This window comes from Candidatus Kirkpatrickella diaphorinae (assembly GCF_025736875.1).
Lineage (GTDB): Bacteria > Pseudomonadota > Alphaproteobacteria > Acetobacterales > Acetobacteraceae > Sorlinia > Sorlinia diaphorinae.
Map to the genome: position 1 here is coordinate 1,809,733 of NZ_CP107052.1, position 22,143 is coordinate 1,831,875.

The window sequence follows — 22,143 nt, forward strand, 5'->3', positions numbered from 1 at the left end:
AGATACGGGTTTTAAACGCTGCGGGGAGATGCTGTGCGAGGACATCATCATACCCTCAGCCCGCCCCAAAACAGGCATTTTTAGCGTCGTCAGGGCCGCCTACTTGGCCCCGCGCAAGACCTGTTTCTTCTTGATCTGCGCAATGGCTTTTGCCGGGTTGAGGCCTTTCGGGCAAGTCTGCGTGCAATTCATGATGGACCGACAGGCGTAAAGCTTCATCGGGTCATCAAGATTTTCCAACCTCTCAACCGCATGCGTGTCACGGGAATCAACGATCCACCTTTGCGCCGCAAGCAGAGTCGCCGGGCCGAGATACTGATCCCCATTCCACCAATAAGAAGGACAGGAAGTTGTGCAGCAGAAACACAAAATACACTCCCACAATCCATCGAGTTTTTCCCGGTCCGCAATGGATTGACGCCGCTCCTCATCTTTCGGCGCGGGTGTATCATTTTTCAGCCAAGGCTCAATGACTTCGAGCTGCTTATAGGCCCCGTTCAGGTTGGGGACGAGATCCTTGACGACTGGCATATGCGGAAGCGGGTTGATGGTCACCGCGCCTTTGATGCTCTCGATCGGCTTGAGGCAGGCAAGCGTGTTCTCGCCATCAATATTCATCGCACATGACCCGCAAATACCCTCCCGGCAGGACCGGCGGAAGGTCAGGGTCGGGTCAACCTCATTTTTAATAAAAAGCAGCGCGTCGAGAACCATGGGGCCGATTTTATCAAGGTCCAGCTCGTAACGATCCATCCGCGGCGTCTCGCCTGCATCTGGTGACCAGCGATAAACCTGAAAGAACCGACGATTCTTCGCGCCCGCCGCTGCAGGAAATGTCTTCCCCTGGGTGACTCTGCTATCCTCGGGAAGCCGTAATTCAGCCATCGCGACCTCTCCTTAGTAAACGCGCTTTTTAGGGGGGAAGACCTCAACGTCATCCGTGAGGGTTCTAAGGTGCACCGGCCGATAAGTCAGCCGCACACCGCCCTCCGCGTCGAGGTAGGAAATTGTGTGCTTCATCCAGTCCTTATCGTCACGCTCCGGATAATCGTCATGGGCATGAGCCCCGCGTGACTCATGGCGGGCATGGGCGCTTTCAATCGTGACAGTCGCGTTGGCGAGGAGGTTCTGATATTCCAGCGCCTCCATTAGGTCGCTATTCCAGATCAGGGAGCGATCACGCAGCGCTATTTGCTGACTATCTTTCCAGAGGGCGCGTATTTTAGCGCAGCCTTCCGACAGGGACGTGTCGTTTCTGAATACGGACGCATGCGCCTGCATGGTGCGTTGCAGGCGCTCCCGCAATTGTGCGACCGTGTAAGTCCCATCAGCGTGGCGCAATTTGTCGAAAGCGGCGATGATTTTCTCAACCACCGGTTCCGGCGCTGAGGGCACAGGAAGTTCGGGGTCGATCTGCTCCGCCGCCCGCCGCGCGGCCGCACGCCCGAACACGATGAGATCAAGCAGCGAATTTGTCCCGAGCCGGTTCGCGCCATGCACGGAAACACAGGCCGCTTCACCCACCGCCATCAGGCCGGGGACAATGTGATCGGGGTCGTCCTCCGTCGGGCTGACAACCTCGCCATGTATCGTGGTTGGCACGCCCCCCATATTATAATGCACAGTCGGCAGGACGGGTGCAGGCTCCCGCGTGACATCGACGCCGGCAAAAACACGCGCCGTCTCCGAAATGCCAGGCAGGCGCTGATGCAATAGGTCAGCACCCAGATGCTCAAGATGAAGCATGATATGACCTTTGTTCGGACCACATCCCCGCCCCTCATTGATTTCAATCGTCATGGCGCGTGAGACGACATCACGAGATGCGAGATCTTTTGTCGTGGGCGCATAGCGCTCCATAAAGCGCTCACCATCCGCGTTGGTGAGGTAGCCGCCTTCACCGCGGCACCCTTCTGTCAGCAGGCATCCAGCAGGGTAAATCCCGGTCGGGTGGAACTGCACAAATTCCATGTCCTGCGTCGGTAGACCCGCGCGCATCGCCAGGCCGCCACCATCACCGGTGCAGGAATGCGCCGACGTGCAGCTTAAAAACGCGCGGCCATAACCACCCGTGGCAAGCACAACCATTTTCGCGCTGAAGACGTGAATTGTGCCATCATCCAGGCACCACGCCACAATACCGCGACACTGACCCGCCTCATCCATAATGAGGTCGAGCACGAAGAATTCGACGTAAAATGAGACTTTGTGCTTGAGGCATTGCTGGTAAAGCGTATGCAGAATAGCGTGTCCCGTTCGGTCTGCCGCCGCGCAGGCACGTGGCACGGGCGCCTGCCCGAATTCCCGCGTATGACCGCCGAAGGGGCGCTGATAGATGCGACCATCCTCAGTGCGGGAAAAAGGCACGCCCAGATGCTCAAGCTCCTTGACCGCGCTTTCCGCCTCACGACACATAAATTCGATGGCGTCCTGATCCCCGAGCCAATCTGAGCCTTTGACGGTGTCATACATATGCCACCGCCAATTATCTTCCTCCATATTGCCGAGAGCCGCACCGATACCACCCTGCGCGGCCACCGTGTGGCTGCGCGTCGGGAACACTTTGGTGACGTACGCTGTCCGAAGCCCCGCCGCCCCCATACCGAGCGTGGCCCGCAACCCCGCACCCCCCGCACCCACCACGACAACATCATATTCGTGACGGATCACGCGATAAGAATTGGAGATCGTCATTTATCCGCTCCTGCCCTGCTTTGACGGCGCAGCTGCAGAAGGGACAGCGAAACGCTCGCCACAAACCCCACGCAGAGGACGCGGGTCAGCACCTTCGCCGCTTTCTGCCGCGCACCCCTGAGGTAATCGCCGATAATTACCTCCAGCCCCAATTGCATATGGCGCGCCGTAAGCCCCGCCATAAGCGCCAGGGCAATGATGTGGCGCGGCCTTCTAAATCGCGCGACGAGTACATCTCGCGATTTCCCGATCGCGTTGAAAGCGAACAGGCTGGCCCAGAGTGTCAAAGGTATCAGCACGACCGCACTCGCACGCTCCTGAAGCCAATGCGGGCGTCCTTTCTCATGCGGGTGTTCATCAGCTCGAATTTTCATGATTGAGAACCTCTGCGCCGTTTTGCGCGCAATGTCAGACTTCCAAGGACGATGGTCGTCATCATCATTGTCATCATTAAGGTGCGCGGGCCGTCTTGATTGATCTGCGTCTTTTCCAGACGGTGCGCATCATCCCAGATGAGGTGACGCAAACCCGCCACGAGATGATAAATGGAGGCGGCGCACCACCCGGCCAATGTCAGCCGCGCAACCGGGTGCCCGAGCAATGCATTGGATCTCTGATAAGTGACCCCACCCCGTGCGAGGCCACGCAGCCAGTAGGCGAACATTCCCAACCCTGCGGTCGAGGCTACCCCGGCGAGGCGGTTACCAATCGACATCAACATGGAAAGACGGAATTTATAAATTGTCAGATGAGGGGATTTTGGCCGCCGAACCCGGCTACCTTCAGAATTGACCCCTTCATAAAGGGGGTCGCGGCGATCAGCCACCATGGTTACACTCTCAACCTGCCGTCATGGAAGTGCCAACATACATCGGTGACGCCACAGCGTCACCCGTTACAAGGCATTTGTGATGCGGAAAATGCTAAAGAATCCCTAATAGATCGCGCCTTGCCCTTTACGCTGGCGGGGTGGGTTGATACCGGTCGAACGGTCAGGCGATAAACAGAACGTCATGAGCATTTCATAATGAAGGATTTAATGATGCATAATGGCGCGACGCCCACGCCCGATAGACTTAAAGCACTTTATCGCGAGGCGCTGGCGTCCGGTCGGCTGGAGCCGGATGCGGCGCAGGCGCAATGTGTCGATGCGCTGGATGCATTCGGGCGTGACGCGACGCAGCAGAAATCCCCTGCAACCACAAAACTGCGCTCAGCGATCAGAAGACGCGTCACGCGCGCCGGGCCGGGCCGCGGCCTCTATCTTCTGGGGGAGGTGGGACGCGGCAAAACCATGTTGATGGATCTGTTCTTCGAAAGTCTCGATTTCCGGCAGAAGCGGCGGGTGCATTTTCATGAGTTCATGCAGGAAATCCTAAGGGCCCTGAACAGTCCTCAATTGCGTCAGAAACGTTATGATGATCCGTTGGCGGAACTTGCATGGCGGATCGCTCAGCATAATCGCGTCCTTTGCTTCGATGAGTTTCAGCTCAACGATATGTCGGATGCTGTCGTCAATCTCCGCATCATCAACCTGCTTCTGGCGGCGGGTGTCCATATTGTGATGACATCCAACACCCATCCGGACGCGTTGCTGCACCATAACCGTCAGGCGCAAACGACCATCCGCCCGCTCATCACGAAAATTATGGCGCACATACGCGTCATCACGCTGGAGGCGCGACGCGATTATCGACGCGCGCGTGACATGGCTGAAAATGCCTGGCGCGTGCCCCCGGATGCGGAAAGCCGCGAGATTTTCACGCGGATCTTCCGGGAAATCTCCGCATCCGCGCCGGCGCAGGCGCATCTCCAGATCGGCTCCCGCCAATTTCCAATCGCCTGTAGCGGAGATGGGGTGGCGCGATGTCAGTTTGCGGAACTCTGCTCCGTCATGTCCGGCACGGCGGAGTTTCTGGCGCTGGCCGCGCGCTATCCCGTGGTGATCATTGAAGACATTCCGCAACTTTCCTCGGATCGCTATGATGAGGCGCTGCGTTTCATCCGTTTGATTGACGTGCTTTATGAGAATGGGACGCGTCTCTATGCGTCCTCTGACGTCTGGCCAGAGAATCTCTACCCGGCGGGGGAAAATGTAACGGCCTTCCAACGCACAATATCTCGCCTTGAGGAGATGCGCTCACGCTCATGGCATGATCTGCCCGGTATATCCTGATTCGAAAGGTGAGATGACCGGTCAATGGTGGGCGCACTAGGGCTCGAACCTAGGACCCGCTGATTAAGAGTCAGCTGCTCTACCAACTGAGCTATGCGCCCATTGACGTATCGTCGTGGGCAAGAGTTTTAACAGCACGTTGCCCCATCGACAAGCCGGATTCGTCTTATTTTTACGGTTTCAAAAGACGCATCAGATTTTCAAACTGGTCCAGACTGCGATAATCGAGACGCAGATACCCGCCCTTGCCATCATAAGCGATTTTGACTTTGAGCCCAAGATGGCGCGCCAAATCACTTTCAAGACGGATAATTTCATCGTCACGTGATGTTTGCCGCCGCGGCTTGGCGTTGGTTGAGGTGACCTGCTTTGCCAGCGCCTCCGTCTGGCGCACATTGAGGTGCCGGGCGATAACAATAGCCGCGCCGGAAATCGGGTCCGGATGCGCCAGAAGCGCGCGCGCATGGCCCGCCGTCAGCTTGCCGGATTTGACAAGCTGCCGCACCCCATGTGGCAGATTGAGGATACGCAACGTATTGGCGATATGAGAGCGCGACTTCCCGATGGCGTCGGATAATTCCTCCTGCGTCAGCGCAAAATCCGTTTGGAGTCGCTGGAGCCCCTCTGCTTCTTCGATCGCGTTGAGATCAGCGCGTTGCAGGTTTTCAACCAGGGCTGCCGCCATGGCGTCCGCATCATCAAAATGACGTATGTGCACCGGCACTTCATGCAGGCCCGCACGCTGGGCCGCACGCCACCGACGCTCACCGGCGATAATCTGGAAGGTATTTTCCTGATTCGGCATCGGGCGCACGAGAATCGGCTGGAGAATGCCGCGCGTCCTGATGGACTCCGTCAACTCGACGAGGTCCGTCTCATCAATCGCCTGGCGCGGCTGGAAGCGCGCGGGTTCAAGTTGGTCCACCCCCAGCACCGACATATTCTGCGCGCGCTCAGTCACTTCCTCAGACGGCTGAGCGGGGCCTTCCTGATCATCGCCCAAAAGCGCGGCCAGGCCGCGGCCGAGTCGGAGTGGGGGAGATTTCTTCATGCCGGTTGATCTACCTTTACTTTCAAGCAACGTCGTGAGAGCTCTTCCGCCAATGCCCTGTAGGCAACGGCACCGCTGCTCCGTGCATCATAATCAAAGACGGAGCTTCCATGGCTCTGCGCTTCCGAGATGCGGATATTGCGGGGGATAAGCGCCTCAAGAACTTTATCACCAAAGAAACTGCGCGCATCCGCCGCCACGAGTTCGGAGAGATTGTTTCGTCGATCATACATTGTCAGCACAATGCCCGAAATCGTTAAGGAAGGGTTTAACGCTTTACGAACACGGTCAATCGTCCGCGTCATTTGCGTAATGCCTTCAAGCGCGAAAAACTCGCATTGCAGCGGGATAAGCACACCCTGCGCTGCAACGAGCGCATTAAGTGTCAGCAGGCCCAGGCTCGGCGGACAATCCACGATGATCACATCATAGGCACTGCCCACCACCTCGACGACATCCTTCAGGCGGCTCTCACGCCGGTCTTCCATGGTCAGCTCGATCTCCGCACCTGCCAGGTCATTATCCGCAGCGATGATATCGAGGTTGGGGACCATGGTCGGGCGTGGCAGGGCGGCGGCGTCTTCACTCTGGATCAGGGCAGCGTAAGTGCCATGACTGCGCCGGTCATAACCCACGCCGAGGCCGGTTGAGGCGTTCCCCTGCGGGTCAAGATCGATCAGCAGGACACGCCGCGTTTCAGCGAGAGCCGCTGCCAGATTGATGGCGGTTGTCGTTTTGCCCACACCGCCTTTTTGATTGGCGACGGCAATCACGTAAGCTTTGTCATCCATCTTTTATTCCGGCTCTTTGAATGTGAGAGACTTTAAGTATGACGCCCTCAGGGCGAGCGGGTTCATTAACAATCTCAACGCGCATATCCCATATTCGTCGCGCATTGTGCAATTCTTCATCGACGTTTTTTCCCTTCAGAAAAAGGGCAACGCCATCAGGCTGAAGAAGCGGGGCGGACCAGCCAATCAAGCGGTCCAGCGACGCCAGGGCGCGCGCTGTGATGATCGGCGCAGGCGGCAGGGAAACGCTTTCAATACGGTCACAGATCACTTTTGCGTTGACCGCACAGGCGCGCGCCGCTTCACGCAGAAAAGCGCATTTCCGCTGATCCGACTCAACCAACGTGATGTCGATGTCGCACGCAATTCCGATAATAAGCCCGGGGAAACCCCCGCCCGATCCAAGGTCAATGACGCGACTTCCTGAAGGGATCAAGGGCATCAGGCGCAGGGAGTCCGCGATGTGCCGTGTCCATATATTCTGCGCGTCGCGCGCGCTGACGAGATTAATGCGCGCATTCCACTTCAGCAGCATCGACTCAAAATGCCGCAAACGGGACATTTTATCGTCACTGAGTTGCATCAGGCGGCGTACCGGACATGGGCCAGAAGCGCGATCAATGCTGCAGGCGTCACGCCGGGCACGCGCTGCGCCGCAGCGAAACTCGCCGGGCGCGCGCGGGAGAGACGCTCCTGCATTTCCAGACTGAGCCCCCCGATTTTGGAATAATCAAGGTCATCCGCGAGGACGAGATCCGACTCAGCTTCCAACTGTTTGACCTCACGCGCCTGTCGCTGCAAATAGCCGCCATAACGCGCCTCTGTCTGCAAATGGTCCTGCACGCGGCGGGGCAATTCAGCATACCAGGGCGCGATGGCTGACCAGTCTTCAATCGTCTGCCCTAAAGCCAGGATGTCCATAATGGACCGTTTGCGGCCATCCTGTGAGACGTTCAGCCCGGCTTGCTTGAGTTGCGCGGGGTTCAAAGCAGGTTCAGATGCTTGTCTGATGGCTACTTCAATGGCGTCGCGCGCCCGCTCAAACGCTTGAAGTCGCGCCGATCCGACACAACCATACGTTGCGCCCAGCCTTGTTAAGCGCAGGTCTGCATTATCCGCCCGCAGCAGCAGGCGATATTCCGCGCGGGAGGTGAACATGCGATAAGGTTCGGTCACACCTTGCAGAGTGAGGTCATCCAGCATCACGCCGATATAAGCCTGGTCCCGACTCAATATGAGAGGCGACGCGCCCGAGACGTGGCGTGCTGCATTAAGCCCGGCAATAAGGCCCTGCGCCGCCGCTTCCTCATAACCTGTCGTGCCGTTGATCTGCCCGGCAAAATAAAGCCCCTTTATGCCGCGCAGGGAGAGATCAGGCTGCAGGGCGCGTGGGTCGACGTGATCATACTCCACCGCATAGCCTGGCGCGGCGATCTGCGCATGCGACAGGCCGGGAATTGACGCGATAATCTGCTTTTGAACCGCAAGCGGAAAGCTCGTCGAAATTCCGTTCGGGTAAACGAGATCGCCGCCAGGATGGCCGGGAAGCGCCTCCGGCTCCAGAAAAATTTGATGACTCTCCCGCTCACCAAATTTGACGATCTTATCCTCAATCGATGGGCAGTAACGCGGGCCCCGCCCTGCAATTGCGCCGCCATAAAGCGCTGACGCGGCAAGATTATCGCGGATGATCTGATGCGTTTCTGACGTGGTATGGGTGATGCGACATGGCAGCGTTTTATTCGGAAGATGCGATGTCATACGGCTGAACGGTTCGGGCGCGTGGTCACTAGGGTCTTCCTGCAGAGCCTCCCAATCAATCGTTTCCCGCAGAAGCCGCGGCGGCGTGCCGGTTTTGAGCCGTGACATGGGCAGATCCATGGCCCGAAGGCGTGCAGCAAGGCGCGTGGCCGGGTTTTCCCCTAACCTGCCCGCTGGCGTCTGCTCATGCCCGATATGGATGACACCGCCGAGGAAAGTGCCGGTCGTCAGCACGACCGCACCGGCGTGATACTCCCTGCCATCCGCGCAAATCACACCCGCCACGCGCCCCGACTTGACGATGAGATCCGCAACCTCTCCGCACACGATTTCAAGATTGGGCGTTTCTGCAAGGAGCCTCTTGATCGCCTTGGCATAAAGGTGCCGATCCGCCTGCGCGCGTGGGCCATGGACTGCGGGGCCTTTTGAGCGGTTCAGCAGCTTGAAATGGATGCCCGCCTCATCCGCCGCCCGACCCATCAGGCCATCAAGCGCGTCGATCTCCCGCACGAGGTGGCCTTTCCCGATACCACCAATCGCCGGATTGCAGGACATGGCGCCAATCGTCTCAGGGCGTTGCGTCAGCAGGGCCGTGCGCGCGCCGAAACGTGCGGACGCACTTGCGGCCTCACTCCCGGCATGGCCGCCGCCGATGATAATGACGTCAAATTGGTGCGACATGATGAAGCTTATTTCCCGATGCAGAACTGGCCAAATATCACATCCAGCAAAGATTCGACATTTATTTGACCGGTGATCCTCCCGAGAGCGCGCATGGCGAGGCGTAGTGACTCGCCGCGCAATTCCGGGAAAGGCGTTTGACGCGCCTCCATAAGGTAGGCACGCGCCTCCTCAATCCCGGCGCGATGACGCGCGCGCGTCAAGGGCGTGGTCGACACATCTTTCAATTTTTTGATGCGCGTTGCGAGCAGACTCAAAAGGGTATCGATACTCTGCCCGGTTAATGTGCTGATAGCGAGGTCACGACGCGGCTCTGCATCAAGATCACACTTCGTGCGGATCATCACGGCATCGTCCGCGATCTTTTCCGGCGGAGAACCTTCATAGAGATGCAGGACGACGTCCGCGTGTTTCACGTGAAACAATGCGCGCTTAATGCCCTCCGCCTCAATCTCATCCTCTGTTTCCCGCAACCCGGCCGTATCGAGAAGACGCAGCTTCATCCCCTCAAAGAGCCATTCAACCGCAACCACGTCGCGCGTCGTCCCGGCACGTGCCGTCACAATGGCTGCATCATAACCCGCAAGCGTATTTAGGAGGCTCGACTTGCCCACGTTTGGCGCGCCCGCAATGACGACCGTCAATCCGCGTTGCACGATTTCTCCGCGATGATTTCCGAGATGCGCCTCCATTTCTTCAAGGAGCGCATCCATATGTGACTCAATATGCGCGGTTGTCGCCGCCTCACCCACCTCATCCGGGAAGTCGATCAACGCCTCCTGCCGTGCCAGAAGGTGACTCAGTTTTTCCCGCCAACCATCATAGAGGCGTGATAGGGCGCCTTCCGATTGCGCGAGGGCCTGTTGGCGCTGCATCTGGCTTTCCGCCGCCACAAGGTCAGCGATCGCTTCGGCCTGAATCAGATCAAGGCGCTGATGAAGAACGGCGCGACGCGTAAATTCTCCGGGCTCCGCGGGGCGCGCGCCATGTGCGACGAGTGCTTCCGAAACCGCATCGATCACGGCCGGGCCTGCGTGAAGGTGCAGTTCAGCACCATCCTCCCCTGTATAGGAATGCGGCCCGGGCAGCCACAAAACAACAGCCTCATCCAGAATGTCGCTCTGGTGGCGGAGGCGGCGAAGACTGGCACGCCGCGGCGCTGGCAGTGCGCCACTGCATAAATTTTGGAGGATGGCGCGTGATCGGGGACCGCTGATGCGCATCACCGCAATTGCGCCGCCAAGGCCCGTTGCGAGGGCAAAAATCGTTGCATTCTCAGGAGGCGTGGTCGTAGAAACTGTCATTTCATTCTATACGGAGATACGTGTCATGCCCCAACTCTCCTTCCATGCGCCTTTCGGCGCGTTAACGCTCAGTGAGGAAGATGGCGCGCTTGTCTCTCTGGATTGGGGCTGGGGCCGGGATCAGGATGAGACCCCCCTTCTAGCACGGGCGCGCGACCTGCTCGAAGGTTATTTTGACGGTGAGGTCAAGGAATTTGCGCTTCCGATGCAGCCTTTAGGGACACAATACCGCCGTCGCGTCTGGGAAATGCTCCGCCAAATCCCGTATGGTGAAACCGTCACTTACGGGCAAATCGCGGCGAAAATCGGTGGGAGTCCGCGTTCCGTCGGTGGCGCTGTCGGGGCAAACCCCCTTCCGATCCTGATTCCGTGCCACCGTGTCATTGGCCAGCATGGTCTTGGCGGCTATTCTGGTGGCAACGGGTCGGAGGACAAGATTTTTCTTCTCCAGTTGGAAGGCATTCAGCCCGCCGCCACGTCAAACCGGGTCTTTGCTGCCGGTTAAATGTGACGGTGGCGGTGCACCCGGTAAAATAATGACGAAACGCGCCCCGATAATGCCCCCATCCTCCTTAAGGCGGTTTTCAGCATAAATCTGCCCGTTAGAAGCTTCGATGATTTGCCGGCTGATCGATAATCCAAGCCCGGAATGCTGGCCAAACGACTCGCTTTTCGGCCGTTCCGAGTAAAAGCGGTCAAAAATCTCTTCCATCCGCAAAGGAGGAATACCCGGCCCTTCATCGCTGATTGTGATGCGGATCTTATCGCCCGACTTCTCACCCTCCAGGATGATTTTGCCATTCTCCGGCGAGAAAGACAGCGCGTTGTTGATGATGTTGCGGAGCACCTGCACCAGCCTGTCCTCAATGGCCCAGGCGAAAAGCGGGGTAAGCCCGTTTACCTGCACAATGATCTCCGGATCACCGGGCCGCCGGGTCGTCTGGTGCATATCGCGCAACGTCGTCAGAATATGCGCCACATCGGTCGCCGCCGCACGCAATCGGGAAAGCTCGGCATCAATCCGGCTGGCCACAGCAATATCCGTTATCAGACGGTCAAGCCGCTGAACATCACTTTCGATAATGCCTAGCAGGCGCTTCTGCTGCACATCCGACGTAATGCGGGGCAAGGTTTCGATGGCGGAGCGTATGGAGGAGAGCGGGTTTTTCAATTCATGACTAACATCGGCGGCGAAACGCTCGGTTGCGTCCATCCGCGCCCACAGCCCCGTGATATTTCGCCGAAGCGCGCGTGCCAGAATGCCGATCTCGTCCCGTCTTGCCAGAAGATCCTCCGCAATATCGTCTATTCTTCCGGGCCCCTTTTCAAGATCATTCGAGGCGACGGCCAGCCGCAATAAAGGCCGCGCGATTGTCAGGGAAAGATACCATGAGAGGAAAACCGTCACCCCCATCGCAACCAGGAAAAGCGAAAATATTGAAGATCGCACCGCCAGCACTGAGCGATCCACCTCCGGTGCCCCACGCGTCAACTGTAAAATGCCGATCGTCTGCCCTTCATGGATGACGGGTTCCGCGACGGTGATGATGAGCTTATGGCCCGCTGTCCTGCGGATATAAGGCGGCGCATCATCCCCATATTTGCCGACAACTCGGGCCGGGCGCGAGGGATGATCGGCGTTTTCCAGCGTGACAATGCCATGCCGTGAGGAAAGCGGAAGGAGCGAGAAAAGCCAGGAGTAGAGGCGCGTCACAAAGTGCTGCGGTGCGGGCGGCGAATCAAGGTCGCGAATCACGGGTGACGCCGCATCCGAGTCGGGCAGGAATTCAATATGGCAGCCCGTGCGGTTTCCGCGACGCACGCAGATAAAAGCGCCGCGGCTGGTAGCGACAACGCGCCCCGCGGGGCCGTATAATCGCGCTTCAACCAGAGGGCTTGGTTCTGTCAGGCGGAGGAGGAGCGGCCGGGCCAGCGCAGCGTCCAGGACATAGTCACTCGCGACAAAATTCCGCCCGGATCGACGCGTGACAGCGCTTTGACCGAGAGCCGCGGCGTAAATATGCGCCTGCTCCCGCAAGGCATTCACCTCGGTTTCAAGCAGCGAATTCTGAAAATCCTTCAGGAAAAGCAGCGTTACGGCCAGAAGCGCCAAGGGCAACGTGTTGAGCAGGAGGATGCGCCGCATGAGCGGTGATGAAAATTCCCGGAGATCGGGCCGCGCGCGATGCCCCCAATTCCGGATTTTATCGGCGAGGATGCGCGTCATGAGTCGGGACATCTTCACACACCCACCTTAAATGGCGGAGTCATATGATCAAGGCCCCCGACGCCGCTCACAGGTGCATCAGCGCTCCTTATAACGGTAGCCAATTCCGTAAAGTGTTTCGATTTGGTTAAATTCCCCATCCACCTGGCGGAATTTTTTACGAACACGCTTGATGTGGCTGTCGATTGTCCGGTCATCAACATAAACAGCATCGCCGTAAGCGGCGTCGATCAGCTGGTCCCGGGATTTGACAATACCGGGCCGTGTGGCCAGCGCTTTGACGAGAAGAAATTCCGTCACGGTCAACATGATATCCTGCCCGTTCCACAAACATTGGTGACGCATCTCATCCAATGTCAGCGGCCCACGCGTCAGGACGCATTGCGCCGCTGGCCCGCCCTCCGCCCGGCTTGCATCCTGCCGGCGCAGCAGGGCCCGAATCCTCTCCAATAACAGGCGTTGGGAAAAGGGCTTTGTGATGTAATCATCCGCGCCGAGTCGCAATCCCATGAGCTGGTCAAGCTCCTCATCTTTGGAGGACAGGAAGATCACCGGAAGATTGGACCGCGCGCGCAGGCGTTGCAGCAATTCCATCCCGTCCATACGCGGCATTTTAATGTCGAGAATAGCGAGGCTGATGGGGTGGGATAATAAGCGTTGAAGGGCGGCTTCACTGTCACTGAACGTTTCGACATCAAAACCTTCAGCCTCCAGCGTCATCTGGACAGAGGTCAGGATATTGCGATCATCATCCACGAGGGCGATCACGTGCTTTGCGGAGGTCATTACCTTGAGCCTGACAATAAAATTTAGTGCTGAACCAATGGTTGGGGTTGGCTTTCAGCCGATGACTGCTACCTATAACGCATCGGCATGCTATGCCCAAGTAAGGATAGTAAACCGATATGCCGCTTTGCAACGGGATGTTAAAACGACTCGGGGCACCTTAAAAGTCGCGCGCTTTCAAGGTATGGGGGCAAATGTAAACGCGGCCCGGACCGGGCCAGGCAGTAAGGCTTGATGACGATGACAAAGGAAAACGCGAACCCCGATGACCTGACCCCCGGGGGCGAGACCCCTCATGAAGGTATATCATCGGAGAATATTGCGGCCGACACCGCCGAAACAGGTTCAGCCGATGAAAACGAAGCGCGCATTCAGGAATTTAAAGATAAGTGGATGCGGGCCGAGGCTGAACTTCAGAATTACCGGGCGCGCTCAAAACGCGATATTGACGATGCGCGCCAATATGCCATCCAGAAATTTGCCCGCGATGTCGTGGAAGCCGCTGAAAATTTGCAGCGTGGCCTCGCCTCACTCCCGCCGCGCTCAGAGAATGACGAACCGCTCCTCTCGAAATTACGTGAAGGGCTGGAGAGCACAGAGCGGTCTTTTATCAGCATCCTCGAACGTCATGGAATTGCCTGCGATCACCCGAAAGGCAAAAGCTTCGATGCCAATCTGCATCAGGCCATGGCGGAAACTGAGTCGGCTGAGCACACGCCCGGCACGGTGGTTGAGTCCTGGACTCCGACGTGGACATTGCATGGAAGGCTGCTGAAACCCGCCATGGTGGTTGTTTCCAAGGGCAAATCCGAAGGTGGGGAAAGCACTTAATTTCGGCGGCGGGGACTTGAAATTCCCCCTTCCGGTTCTTAAAATTCGGTATCAGATACGCTCCGGAGCGTAACGTTATACCAAAGGGTCATGATCGGTGCCTTGCAGGGCTGGTGATGACCGCTGAAAGGAAGCAGAAATGAGCAAAGTAATCGGTATCGACCTCGGCACGACCAATTCCTGCGTCGCGATCCGTGAGGGCGATGAGAGCAAAGTCATCGAGAACAGCGAAGGCGCGCGCACGACGCCATCCATGGTCGCATTTTCCGACAATGGGGAGCGCCTTGTCGGCCAGGCCGCGAAGCGTCAGGCTGTCACCAACCCTTCCAACACGCTTTATGCCGTCAAACGCCTGATCGGGCGCAGCTATAGCGACCCGACCGTTGAAAAAGACAGGGCGATGGTGCCTTACGAGATCGTCAAAGGTGAGAATGGCGATGCGTGGGTTGAGGCGCGCGGTGAGAAATACGCACCGTCACAGATTTCCGCCTTTGTCCTCGGCAAAATGAAGGAAACGGCAGAGGCTTATCTGGGTGAGAAAGTCGCCCAGGCTGTTATCACCGTCCCCGCGTACTTTAATGACGCCCAGCGTCAGGCCACACGCGATGCGGGTCGGATTGCCGGGCTTGAAGTCCTGCGCATCATTAATGAGCCGACTGCTGCCGCCCTGGCGTACGGCCTCGGCAAGCGTGATTCCGGCACAGTCGCCGTCTATGACCTTGGCGGTGGCACGTTCGATATTTCCGTTCTTGAGATCTCTGATGGCGTAATTGAAGTTAAATCGACCAATGGTGATACGTTCCTCGGTGGTGAGGATTTCGATAACCGCATCATTGGTTATCTCGCTGACGAATTCAAACGTGATCAGGGCATTGACCTGCGCGGCGACAAGCTCGCGCTGCAGCGCCTGAAGGAAGCCGCTGAAAAAGCCAAGATTGAGCTTTCCTCCTCCAAGGAGACGGAAATCAATCTGCCCTTTATCACGGCAGATGCGTCCGGCCCGAAACATCTCGTCGTCAAATTGTCACGCGCCAAGCTGGAAAGCCTGGTGGATGATCTGATTGAGCGCACGTTGGGCCCGTGTCGCGCTGCGTTGAAAGATGCCGCGATCAGCGCCAATGAGATTGATGAGGTCATTCTTGTCGGCGGCATGACGCGTATGCCGAAAGTCATCGACACGGTGAAGCAGTTCTTCGGGAAGGACCCGGCCCGTAACGTTAATCCGGATGAGGTTGTCGCGATTGGTGCCGCCATTCAGGGCGCTGTCCTGAAAGGTGACGTCAAGGATGTTCTGCTTCTGGACGTCACGCCGCTCTCACTGGGTATTGAGACGAAAGGCGGAATCTTCACCCGCCTGATTGACCGCAATACGACGATCCCGACGAAAAAGAGCCAGGTTTTCTCCACGGCTGAAGATAATCAGAGCGCTGTCACCATCAAGGTTTTCCAGGGTGAGCGTGAGATGGCCGCGGATAATAAACTGCTCGGCAATTTTGACCTGACCGGCATCACGCCCGCCCCGCGCGGTGTGCCGCAGATTGAAGTCACATTCGATATTGATGCGAATGGTATCGTCAATGTCTCCGCCAAGGATCAGGCTACCGGTAAGGAACAGCAGATCAAAATCCAGGCATCTGGCGGGCTTTCGGATACGGATATTGACCGCATGGTGAAGGATGCTGAAGCGAATGCGGCGGCAGATAAAGCCAAACGTGAAATGGTCGAATTGCGCAATAATGCGGAAGCGCTGATCCATCAGACGGAGAAGTCGATCTCCGAAACGGGTGACAAGCTGCCTGAAGCGGATAAAGCAGAGGCGGAAGCCGCGGTCACCGCGGTGCGTGAAGCCGTCGCTGGCACGGACCCTGAAGCTTTGAAATCCGCGACAGAGCGCCTCACCCAGGCCGCGATGAAGATCGGCCAGGCAGCCTACGCAGCCTCCCAGCCAGAGGAAGGCGCGGCAGAAAATGCGTCATCAGGTGAGGCGAAGCCGGATGACAATGTTGTCGATGCTGACTTTGAGGATGTTGACGACAGCAAGAAAAGCTGAGTCGTCGCGGTCAATCATCCGTGAGCTGATTGAAGCTGGTGCGTGCCCGTCTTTCCTGGGAAGGGCGGGCACGCCGCTTCCGGCCGATATACTTCCATCTACCCGGGTTGAAAGCGACCTGATTGATATCATCCCGGACTTTGAGACTTCCTGGCGAGACACGATGCCAAGACGCGCCTGACAGAGGATTCCATGGCCACCAAAGTGGATTATTATGAGGTGTTAGAGGTCACCCGCACCGCATCGCAGGCTGAGCTCAAAACAGCCTATCGCAAAATGGCGATGCGCTTTCACCCGGATCGTAATGCGGGGGATGCGGAGGCTGAACATAAATTCAAGCAGGTCAATGAGGCTTACGACGTCCTGAAGGATGAGCAGAAGCGCGCAGCTTATGACCGCTACGGACATGCGGCCTTTGATGGCAGTATGGGCGGTGGCGGCGGGTTTGGCGGGTTCGGCGCAGGCGGGTTTGAAGATATTTTCGATATGTTCGGCGATATGATGGGGGGCGGCCGACGCCGCACGCGTCAGAGGTCGGGCAATGATGTCCAGACACAGCTCCATATCTCGCTGACGGAGGCTTTCTCCGGCGTAAAGAAGACTGTCAAATTTGCGACGCGCGTCACCTGTGAATCATGTTCAGGCCGCGGCTCCGCGGACCCGAATAAAGGCAGTGTGCAATGCCCGACATGCCACGGCGCGGGCGCGGTGAGGGCGCAGCAGGGTTTCTTCCTCGTCGAGCGCCCCTGCCCGACCTGTCACGGCACCGGCAATGTCATCTCCGACCCTTGCAAAAAATGCCAGGGCGCCGGGACAACCCCGACACAGCGTGAGCTTGAAATCGACATCCCGGCAGGCATCGAAGACGGGACACGCATGCGCGTCACAGGTGAGGGAGAGGCTGGCGGTCCGGGCGCGCAGGCTGGGGATCTGTATCTGCATATCTCAGTCGCCACCCATGCGCTGTTTCATCGGGAAGGGGCGAACATCCATTGCCGACTTCCGCTCCGCATGGCGCAGGCCGCCATGGGGGCGGAAATTGAGGTGCCCGTCATTGACGGCTCTCGCGCCAAGGTCAAAATCCCGGCGGGAAGTCAGGCGGGCGATCATTTCCGCCTCAAAGGCAAAGGGTTCTCGGTGCTGAGATCGTCCTCTCGCGGAGACATGTATCTTCAGCTTGCTGTTGAGACGCCGCGCCATCTGACGAAACGTCAGCGCGAATTGCTGGAGGCTTTTGAGGAAGAAGCGGGCGAAAACCAGGCACAGGCAAACCCGGAAAGCACGGGTTTTTTCTCGAAAGTTAAAGAATTTTTCGACGGAAGGTAAAACCATGCGCATCGGTGTTGCGGGCATCACAGGCCGTCTGGGTCGTCTTTGCGCGGAGGAAGTGCGGGCGCGAAACCTGACCCTCTCGGGCGGGACGTCACGGACGGAGAATGCAGCGGAAAATATCTTCTTTGCGATGGGCCGACTGGCTGCGTGTTCTGACGTCATCATTGATGTCAGTCACCACACGCTGATCCCGGAGCACGCGCGCGATCTTATCCGCCATAAATGTGCCTGGGTCATCGGCACGACCGGGATGGATGCGGCGGAAGAAGCCGTGATTACTGACGCTGCAAAACACATCCCTGTCCTGCGCGCGGCGAATTTCTCTCCTGGCCTGAATCTGCTGCTCGACATCGCCCGTCAACTTTCCGCTGCTTTGCCAGCGGGTGATTACGATGTGGATGTTACGGACATTCATCACCGTCAGAAAATCGACGCGCCTTCCGGCACAGCGAAAGCCGTGGGCGCGGCGATTGCGGCGGGTCGCGGCGTCAAATTGGAGGATGTCGCCCGTTATGACCCTTCCGGCCCGCGTCAAACGGGCCAGATCGGCTTTGCGGAATTACGCGCCGGACAAATAGTCGGGGAACATAGCGTGATTTTTACTTCGGGTGATGAGCAGATTACCATCAGCCACCGCGCCTTTGACCGTCGCGTTTTTGCCCGCGGCGCCGTCAATGCGGCATTGTGGTTACATAACCAGTCCGCTGGCCTGTTTAATATCGCGGACATCTACAAATAAAATAATTTCTCCGAATTACCCTTGACCCGTTCAAGCAATTCCGCCAAGCCAGTCTCTCCATTTTTCGTTGGAGAGATGGCTTTTTGCCGTTTCTCCGTCCATCACTCATTCCCTGCGAGGTCCCTGAGTGCGTAATTACGGCGATTTCCTTTTCACATCAGAATCCGTTTCTGAGGGCCATCCGGACAAGGTCGCGGACAGGATCAGCGATACTGTTCTGGACACTTTTCTCAGCGCTGACCCTGAAGCGCGCGTTGCGTGTGAAACCATGTGCACGACCAATCGCGTCGTCCTGGCGGGCGAAGTCCGCGGCCCGGCATCCGTCACATCCGACATGCTGGTTGAGCGCGCGCGCGACGCCATACGCGACATCGGTTATGATCAGGAGGGTTTCTCCTGGAAGACGGCCGACATCACATCATTTCTCCATGCGCAATCCGTCGATATTGCCAAAGGTGTGGATAGTGAAGGCAATAAGGATGAGGGCGCCGGTGACCAGGGCATCATGTTCGGTTTCGCCACACGTGAGACGGAACGCCTCATGCCTGCGCCGCTTTTCTATGCGCAATCCATCCTCGAAAAAATCCGCGATTACCGTAAAAGCGGCGATGCGCGGGGGGATGGGCTGCTGCCGGATGCGAAAAGCCAGGTGACCCTTCGCTATGTCGAGGGGAAGCCGGTCGCCGCGACATCCGTCGTTATCTCGACACAGCATGTTGAAGGCATGCGGCAGAATACCATCCGCGAAATGCTGCGCACCGTCGTCCGGGAAGTTCTCCCCGAAGGCTGGATGTGCAAGGAAGAGGAATTTTACGTCAATCCGACCGGCAATTTCGTTATTGGTGGGCCGGATGGTGATGCCGGGCTGACCGGACGTAAAATCATCGTTGATACTTATGGCGGCGCGGCCCCCCATGGCGGCGGTGCCTTCTCCGGAAAAGATCCCACCAAAGTAGATCGCTCCGCCGCCTATGCGGCGCGCTATCTGGCGAAAAATGTTGTCGCGGCTGATCTGGCCGATCGCTGCACAATTCAGCTCAGCTACGCGATCGGCGTGTCCAAGCCTCTTTCTGTCTATGTTGATCTGGACGGAACGGGCAAGGATGTCGATGAGGCGCGCCTCGGGGACGTGCTGTATCAGATGGTCAATCTGTCACCTCGCGGCATCCGGGAGCATCTGCGCCTCAACCGGCCCATTTACGCGCCAACCTCGGCATATGGTCATTTTGGCCGTATCCCTGACCTGGCACTGGATAATTTCACGTGGGAGCAGACGGATCTGGTCGATGACCTGCGGCGGGCTTTCAATCGTTGAGGCCCTGTGCTGATCAAATCTCTTTGCAAACCACAACCTGACAAGCTTTATGGTCGGCCGCGAATCTACTCCCTGCGGCCCCGTCAGCAGCGCCTTCTTCATGAGGCGCTGCCGCGTTTCCGCCTGACGGCAGATCAAGCAACGACGCCTCATCGCGCCTTCAACGCCGCCCCGACGACACGTATTTTTCTCGAAATCGGGTTTGGCGGCGGTGAGCACGCTTTGGCGCAATCTGAAGCCCATCCGGATTGCCTCTATATTGCATCCGAAGTTTTTGAAAACGGCCTGTGTTCTCTCCTCTCCCGCCTCGTGCCGGAGGGGCAGGAGGCAGGAGCGCCCCCACCTGATCGCCTGCGCCTGTGGCCGGAGGACGCGCGCCTGCTTTTGCGCGCCCTGCCTGACGCCTGTCTTGACCGCGTTTATCTGATGTTTCCTGACCCGTGGCCGAAGGCGCGTCACGCGAAGAGACGCTTCATCCATCCGGATAATATCGCGCTTCTGGCCCGCACCATGCGTCCGGGCGCGGAGTGGCGCATCGCAAGCGACCATCCTGTCTATCAGGAATGGGTGCAGGACGTGATGGCGTCACAAACAGCCTTCAAACGCATCGCCTTCGCCGAGGGTGAACGCCCGGATGGGTGGTCCGCAACACGATATGAAAGCAAGGCGTTGCGGGAGGGGCGTGTTCCGTTTTACTGGACTTATCAACGTTGTGAGACAACGTGAAAGGTTGCGCAACCGATGATGACATCTGAAATTGAGCGGGAGGAAATGTCATTCGACGTACTGATCGTCGGCGCCGGCCCTGCCGGTTTATCCGCCGCGATCCGCCTGAAGCAGCTCAAACCTGAAGCTTCCGTCTGCGTGCTTGAGAAAGGGAGTGAAGTCGGGGCGCATATCGTCTCCGGCGCGGTGATCGAGACACGTGGCCTGGATGAACTCCTCCCTGACTGGCGCGATCTCGACGCCCCGCTCCAGACGCAGGTAAGTTCTGAAAAATTTCTCTTCCTGACGGAGGAACGCGCCTTCGCTCTGCCATATTTCGAGCGACTCATGCCCGCTTTGTCAAATCATGGCAATTACGTCGTCAGTCTCGGCAGTTTCTGCCGCTTTCTGGCTGAACAGGCGGAAGCGCTGGGCGTTGAAATCTATCCCGGCTTTGCCGCCGCCACCCCGCTTATTGAAGATGACCGTTTATGCGGCGTCATTGTCGGGGATATGGGTGTTGGTCGCGACGGTGAGCCCGGGCCGCAATATGCGCCGGGTATGATCCTGCGCGCGCGTCAGACGATCCTCGCTGAAGGCGCACGCGGTTCCATCACTAAAGCCATCATGGCGCGATATCATCTTCGAGAAAATGTCGACCCGCAGACATACGGTCTTGGCGTCAAGGAAGTGTGGGAAGTTCCGCCTGAGCAGCATCGTCCCGGCTTTGTGCAGCATAGTTTCGGCTGGCCCCTTGATGATCAGACCTATGGCGGCGCCTTCCTCTATCACTTCGGCGAAAATCTGGTCTCGTTCGGCTTTGTTGTCGGACTCGATTACCAAAACCCCTATCTCTCCCCATTTCATGAGATGCAGCGCGTCAAAACCCATCCCGCTTTTGCCGAACATTTCAAAAATGGCCGGCGATTGATCTACGGTGCGCGGGCTTTGTCAGAAGGCGGATTTCAATCCATCCCACGCCTTTCCTTCCCCGGCGGGATGCTGACCGGGGACACGGCTGGTTTCCTCAACGTCCCTAAAATCAAGGGTACGCACACGGCCATGAAATCCGGCATGTTGGCCGCGGAAGAAGCCGCCTCAGTGCTTGACGCGCCGGAAGGGCGCGCCGCCACGTCAGACCTCAATGCACGGCTCGAAAAAAGCTGGCTCGCCGATGAGCTTTATAAGGCGCGGAATTTCAGGCCCGCTTTCGCGCGGTGGGGTACGCGGCTGGGCGCCATTTATGCCGGGCTTGATACGCTCTTATTCCGGGGACGCGCGCCCTGGACGCTGCATCATCGCCATCCCGACAATATTTCACTTCAGCCAGCGGCCACCAGTAAGGCGATTACCTACCCCAAGCCGGATGGCTCACTTACTTTTGACCTGACATCCTCCGTCTATCTCTCCGGCACAAATCATGAGGAGGACCAGCCCGTTCACCTTAAATTGCGCGACGCGTCGCTGTGGAAGGCGGTCAATCGCGACTTTTATGATTGTCCCGAGACCCGTTATTGCCCTGCCGGCGTTTATGAAACGATTGAAGTCCCGGAGGGACGCGCTCTTCAAATTAATGCGCAGAACTGTGTTCATTGTAAAAGCTGTGATATTAAAGACCCTGAACAAAACATTGATTGGTGCCCGCCCGAAGGTGGCGGCGGCCCCAATTACCCTGCCGGGATGTGACCACAATTACGTTG

At 57.7% G+C, this 22,143-nt stretch carries 20 protein-coding genes and 1 tRNA gene; 9 read left to right on the forward strand and 12 right to left on the reverse strand.

Annotated elements, in window-relative coordinates; translation table 11 throughout:
- Positions 1-99: 99 nt before the first annotated feature.
- Genes N5W20_RS08010 through sdhC form a run of 4 tightly spaced genes read right to left on the reverse strand, consistent with a single transcriptional unit; the run spans position 100 to position 3,523 of the window.
- Entirely contained in the window at positions 100-885 is a 786-nt protein-coding gene (locus N5W20_RS08010) for a succinate dehydrogenase iron-sulfur subunit (protein ID WP_319806621.1), read from the reverse strand.
- Between the two features lie 12 nt (positions 886-897).
- Positions 898-2,694 carry a succinate dehydrogenase flavoprotein subunit gene (gene sdhA / locus N5W20_RS08015; RefSeq protein ID WP_319806622.1) on the reverse strand — a complete coding sequence of 599 codons (1,797 nt, stop codon included), beginning with the start codon at positions 2,692-2,694 and terminating at the stop codon, positions 898-900.
- Positions 2,691-3,068 (reverse strand): succinate dehydrogenase, hydrophobic membrane anchor protein, encoded by a 378-nt coding sequence (sdhD, locus tag N5W20_RS08020; protein WP_319806623.1) that lies wholly within the window; start codon positions 3,066-3,068, stop codon positions 2,691-2,693. The genes sdhA and sdhD overlap by 4 nt, the downstream gene beginning before the upstream one ends.
- Positions 3,065-3,523 (reverse strand): succinate dehydrogenase, cytochrome b556 subunit, encoded by a 459-nt coding sequence (gene sdhC / locus N5W20_RS08025; RefSeq protein WP_319806624.1) that lies wholly within the window; start codon positions 3,521-3,523, stop codon positions 3,065-3,067. The genes sdhD and sdhC overlap by 4 nt, the downstream gene beginning before the upstream one ends.
- 210 nt (positions 3,524-3,733) lie before the next feature.
- Here sdhC and zapE point away from each other — a divergent pair, with 210 nt between their 5' ends.
- Positions 3,734-4,870 (forward strand): cell division protein ZapE, encoded by a 1,137-nt coding sequence (gene zapE, locus N5W20_RS08030; RefSeq protein WP_319806625.1) that lies wholly within the window; start codon positions 3,734-3,736, stop codon positions 4,868-4,870.
- A 25-nt stretch (positions 4,871-4,895) separates the two neighbouring features.
- On the opposite strand, the gene N5W20_RS08035 is transcribed toward zapE, so the two are convergent.
- The 6 genes from N5W20_RS08035 to mnmE all read right to left on the reverse strand — a co-directional run bounded on the left by N5W20_RS08035 (position 4,896) and on the right by mnmE (position 10,458).
- Positions 4,896-4,971: transfer RNA gene (locus N5W20_RS08035), tRNA-Lys, on the reverse strand.
- A 71-nt stretch (positions 4,972-5,042) separates the two neighbouring features.
- Positions 5,043-5,921, reverse strand: coding sequence for a ParB/RepB/Spo0J family partition protein (locus N5W20_RS08040; protein WP_319806626.1), 879 nt, complete (start codon positions 5,919-5,921; stop codon positions 5,043-5,045).
- Entirely contained in the window at positions 5,918-6,712 is a 795-nt protein-coding gene (locus tag N5W20_RS08045; RefSeq protein ID WP_319806627.1) for a ParA family protein, read from the reverse strand. Before N5W20_RS08045 ends, N5W20_RS08040 begins: the two co-directional genes overlap by 4 nt.
- Positions 6,705-7,274: a 16S rRNA (guanine(527)-N(7))-methyltransferase RsmG gene (gene rsmG, locus N5W20_RS08050; RefSeq protein ID WP_319806628.1), complete on the reverse strand. Its 570-nt coding sequence runs from the start codon at positions 7,272-7,274 to the stop codon at positions 6,705-6,707. The genes N5W20_RS08045 and rsmG overlap by 8 nt, the downstream gene beginning before the upstream one ends.
- A gap of 20 nt (positions 7,275-7,294) precedes the next feature.
- On the reverse strand, positions 7,295-9,154 hold the full coding sequence (gene mnmG / locus N5W20_RS08055; protein ID WP_319806629.1) for a tRNA uridine-5-carboxymethylaminomethyl(34) synthesis enzyme MnmG: 1,860 nt from the start codon (positions 9,152-9,154) through the stop codon (positions 7,295-7,297).
- Between the two features lie 8 nt (positions 9,155-9,162).
- Positions 9,163-10,458, reverse strand: coding sequence for a tRNA uridine-5-carboxymethylaminomethyl(34) synthesis GTPase MnmE (gene mnmE, locus N5W20_RS08060; RefSeq protein ID WP_319806630.1), 1,296 nt, complete (start codon positions 10,456-10,458; stop codon positions 9,163-9,165).
- A gap of 25 nt (positions 10,459-10,483) precedes the next feature.
- Between mnmE and N5W20_RS08065 the strand changes: the two genes are divergently transcribed.
- Positions 10,484-10,963 carry a methylated-DNA--[protein]-cysteine S-methyltransferase gene (locus N5W20_RS08065; protein ID WP_319807872.1) on the forward strand — a complete coding sequence of 160 codons (480 nt, stop codon included), beginning with the start codon at positions 10,484-10,486 and terminating at the stop codon, positions 10,961-10,963.
- Here N5W20_RS08065 and N5W20_RS08070 read toward each other — a convergent pair.
- Together N5W20_RS08070 and N5W20_RS08075 are read right to left on the reverse strand one after the other, a co-directional pair.
- Positions 10,937-12,685, reverse strand: coding sequence for a sensor histidine kinase (locus N5W20_RS08070; protein WP_319806631.1), 1,749 nt, complete (start codon positions 12,683-12,685; stop codon positions 10,937-10,939). The two genes, N5W20_RS08065 and N5W20_RS08070, sit on opposite strands and share 27 nt — an antisense overlap.
- Before the next feature lie 78 nt (positions 12,686-12,763).
- Entirely contained in the window at positions 12,764-13,471 is a 708-nt protein-coding gene (locus N5W20_RS08075) for a response regulator transcription factor (RefSeq protein ID WP_319806632.1), read from the reverse strand.
- Between the two features lie 240 nt (positions 13,472-13,711).
- On the opposite strand from N5W20_RS08075, the gene N5W20_RS08080 reads away from it, so the two are divergent.
- From N5W20_RS08080 to N5W20_RS08110, 7 genes are all read left to right on the forward strand, one after another.
- Positions 13,712-14,302 (forward strand): nucleotide exchange factor GrpE, encoded by a 591-nt coding sequence (locus tag N5W20_RS08080; protein ID WP_319806633.1) that lies wholly within the window; start codon positions 13,712-13,714, stop codon positions 14,300-14,302.
- A 139-nt stretch (positions 14,303-14,441) separates the two neighbouring features.
- Entirely contained in the window at positions 14,442-16,352 is a 1,911-nt protein-coding gene (dnaK, locus tag N5W20_RS08085; RefSeq protein ID WP_319806634.1) for a molecular chaperone DnaK, read from the forward strand.
- A 192-nt stretch (positions 16,353-16,544) separates the two neighbouring features.
- Complete coding sequence (dnaJ, locus tag N5W20_RS08090) at positions 16,545-17,678, forward strand: molecular chaperone DnaJ (RefSeq protein WP_319806635.1); 1,134 nt, start codon at positions 16,545-16,547, stop codon at positions 17,676-17,678.
- A gap of 4 nt (positions 17,679-17,682) precedes the next feature.
- Positions 17,683-18,423 (forward strand): 4-hydroxy-tetrahydrodipicolinate reductase, encoded by a 741-nt coding sequence (gene dapB, locus N5W20_RS08095; RefSeq protein ID WP_319806636.1) that lies wholly within the window; start codon positions 17,683-17,685, stop codon positions 18,421-18,423.
- 127 nt (positions 18,424-18,550) lie between these two features.
- Positions 18,551-19,738, forward strand: coding sequence for a methionine adenosyltransferase (gene metK / locus N5W20_RS08100; RefSeq protein WP_319806637.1), 1,188 nt, complete (start codon positions 18,551-18,553; stop codon positions 19,736-19,738).
- Positions 19,739-19,744: 6 nt separating this feature from the next.
- On the forward strand, positions 19,745-20,464 hold the full coding sequence (trmB, locus tag N5W20_RS08105; RefSeq protein WP_408869398.1) for a tRNA (guanine(46)-N(7))-methyltransferase TrmB: 720 nt from the start codon (positions 19,745-19,747) through the stop codon (positions 20,462-20,464).
- Between the two features lie 15 nt (positions 20,465-20,479).
- Entirely contained in the window at positions 20,480-22,129 is a 1,650-nt protein-coding gene (locus N5W20_RS08110) for an electron transfer flavoprotein-ubiquinone oxidoreductase (RefSeq protein WP_319806638.1), read from the forward strand.
- Positions 22,130-22,143: the final 14 nt, after the last annotated feature.

Excerpts from the sequence above, each read along its gene's own strand:
- N5W20_RS08080 (WP_319806633.1), top strand. The coding sequence starts at position 13,712 with ATGACAAAGGAAAACGCGAACCCCGATGACCTGACCCCCGGGGGCGAG.
- N5W20_RS08045 (WP_319806627.1), bottom strand. The coding sequence starts at position 6,712 with ATGGATGACAAAGCTTACGTGATTGCCGTCGCCAATCAAAAAGGCGGT.
- sdhA (WP_319806622.1), bottom strand. The coding sequence starts at position 2,694 with ATGACGATCTCCAATTCTTATCGCGTGATCCGTCACGAATATGATGTT.
- N5W20_RS08110 (WP_319806638.1), top strand. The coding sequence starts at position 20,480 with ATGATGACATCTGAAATTGAGCGGGAGGAAATGTCATTCGACGTACTG.
- N5W20_RS08070 (WP_319806631.1), bottom strand. The coding sequence starts at position 12,685 with ATGACGCGCATCCTCGCCGATAAAATCCGGAATTGGGGGCATCGCGCG.
- mnmG (WP_319806629.1), bottom strand. The coding sequence starts at position 9,154 with ATGTCGCACCAATTTGACGTCATTATCATCGGCGGCGGCCATGCCGGG.
- mnmE (WP_319806630.1), bottom strand. The coding sequence starts at position 10,458 with ATGACAGTTTCTACGACCACGCCTCCTGAGAATGCAACGATTTTTGCC.
- N5W20_RS08065 (WP_319807872.1), top strand. The coding sequence starts at position 10,484 with ATGCCCCAACTCTCCTTCCATGCGCCTTTCGGCGCGTTAACGCTCAGT.
- zapE (WP_319806625.1), top strand. The coding sequence starts at position 3,734 with ATGATGCATAATGGCGCGACGCCCACGCCCGATAGACTTAAAGCACTT.
- N5W20_RS08075 (WP_319806632.1), bottom strand. The coding sequence starts at position 13,471 with ATGACCTCCGCAAAGCACGTGATCGCCCTCGTGGATGATGATCGCAAT.
- N5W20_RS08040 (WP_319806626.1), bottom strand. The coding sequence starts at position 5,921 with ATGAAGAAATCTCCCCCACTCCGACTCGGCCGCGGCCTGGCCGCGCTT.
- dnaK (WP_319806634.1), top strand. The coding sequence starts at position 14,442 with ATGAGCAAAGTAATCGGTATCGACCTCGGCACGACCAATTCCTGCGTC.
- sdhC (WP_319806624.1), bottom strand. The coding sequence starts at position 3,523 with ATGGTGGCTGATCGCCGCGACCCCCTTTATGAAGGGGTCAATTCTGAA.
- N5W20_RS08010 (WP_319806621.1), bottom strand. The coding sequence starts at position 885 with ATGGCTGAATTACGGCTTCCCGAGGATAGCAGAGTCACCCAGGGGAAG.
- sdhD (WP_319806623.1), bottom strand. The coding sequence starts at position 3,068 with ATGAAAATTCGAGCTGATGAACACCCGCATGAGAAAGGACGCCCGCAT.
- rsmG (WP_319806628.1), bottom strand. The coding sequence starts at position 7,274 with ATGTCCCGTTTGCGGCATTTTGAGTCGATGCTGCTGAAGTGGAATGCG.
- dnaJ (WP_319806635.1), top strand. The coding sequence starts at position 16,545 with ATGGCCACCAAAGTGGATTATTATGAGGTGTTAGAGGTCACCCGCACC.
- dapB (WP_319806636.1), top strand. The coding sequence starts at position 17,683 with ATGCGCATCGGTGTTGCGGGCATCACAGGCCGTCTGGGTCGTCTTTGC.